Below are 1,724 nucleotides of genomic sequence, written 5' to 3' on the forward strand. Positions count from 1 at the left end.
ATAAGATTACATTTATCTTTAGACTATAAAACACCTAATATGGTACACAAATTATCAGCGTAAAACCAATTTTAACCTGTAGCCGTATTTCAGGACTAGACATTTCGCACGAGCCACAAAAAAACAACATAACAAACGAAATTTGAGCAGAATTAATGCAAACATAATATTCAAATACTGATAATTGGAACTGAACGATGAAATCTCTAAAATTGACAAATACGAAAAATATCCCTACTTTTATTTAATGTTTGGATGTTGTCTCTTTGCCACCTTCAATATGTAAAATTAATTTGAATGAAAAAATATGATGTTAAAAAGAGAAGGAAATCCTATGTTAAAAAAAAGAAAAAACCTTACTCATTAACTACAATTTTTACCGTATCTGGATTTCTCGCAGTGTTTTTTTGGTTAGTTTATTTATACATTACTGCATACAAGAACTCAAATACTATCGAATATGTAACAAAATTTAATGGAACTATTAAATCAATTAATCAAACTAAAGGAACAACTTTTGTTCTTTTAGAAAATGAAAATCAATATTGGAGTATCGATGCAAGTTATAATTACGATTATCAATATCCATTCATTGCGGATTTTTTAGATAAGAATGATATTCTTGCAAAAAAATCTTGTTCGGACACTTTATTTGTAACTCGAAAAAATAAAAAATATCATTTTATTATTGGAGATGCTTTATATAACAGCAAATCACATACAATGGAATATAAATCTTATTGGAATAGACAAAGAAGGATTATAAAAGAAAAAGATACTTGTAAATAAAAAACTAAAGCTAACACCGTGTATAATTAATTGCTTTGTTCTTCCCTACTTGCGAATATTCCTGCGGAATATTCACAGGTTCGTCAAAGTTTGCTAACTTAGTTGCTTAACCACGCAACTAACCATACACAAACACGTTGTAGGTAATAAAAAAATCACGTAAATGAAGAAAATATTTAGTCTAATAATTGCAATCGGACTTCTGTCAAACCTTACTTATTCACAAACTGAAAAAAAATTCATTGTTGACGATAAAGAAGATTATGTCTTTTTGTTGGACTCTGATATGAAATATTCTAATCGGAATCAACCGAATACAGAAATTGATGTTTATATAAAAACTTCTGAAAACCAATTTCAATATACTTTACTTGTTTCTAAAATAACAGAACCAAAATTTGAAAAAGGAAATTTACTTGACGGAGAATATGAGGATTATTTCAAAGAAACTTGTAACTGTGAAATATTGGATATTGATATAGTTGTTTATAATAACATAAAGCCGTTAAGGCATTTCATATCGACAAAAAACGAAGAAAATTCTTTTAAAGGAATTAACGCAAGTTTTGTAAGTGGCGAGTATTTGTATAACATTCTATTTCTGACTTTTGACAAAGACTTTGAAAATCAAAAAGCTAATTTTGCAGATATAATGAACACATTAATTATAAACGGAAAAACAACGGTGGATAATTATTCGAAATATGAAAAGCCTGAATAAAAATACTACCTACAACACCGTGTATAATTAATTGCTAGGTTCTTCCCTACTTGCGAAAATTCCTGCGGAATTTTCACGGGTTCGTAAAAGTTTGTTAACTTAGTTGCTAAACCACGCAACTAACCATACACAAACACGTTGTAAACAATTTAAAACCAAATATTACGAATGAAAAAATTAACAAAAACAGTAATAATTTTAATCGGAATTTTAA

The 1,724-nt window shown here is 28.0% G+C and carries 2 protein-coding genes; both read left to right on the forward strand.

Annotated features, from left to right (window positions below; genetic code table 11):
* The first annotated feature begins 297 nt into the window (after nt 1–297).
* On the forward strand, nt 298–789 hold the full coding sequence (locus tag ACFQ13_RS01785; RefSeq protein WP_386113405.1) for a hypothetical protein: 492 nt from the start codon (nt 298–300) through the stop codon (nt 787–789).
* A gap of 163 nt (nt 790–952) precedes the next feature.
* A complete protein-coding gene (locus ACFQ13_RS01790) occupies nt 953–1,510 on the forward strand; it encodes a hypothetical protein (RefSeq protein ID WP_386113407.1) in 558 nt (185 codons plus the stop codon).
* Nucleotides 1,511–1,724: the final 214 nt, after the last annotated feature.

Source organism: Winogradskyella rapida (assembly GCF_042675845.1).
Classification (GTDB): Bacteria; Bacteroidota; Bacteroidia; order Flavobacteriales; family Flavobacteriaceae; genus Winogradskyella; species Winogradskyella rapida.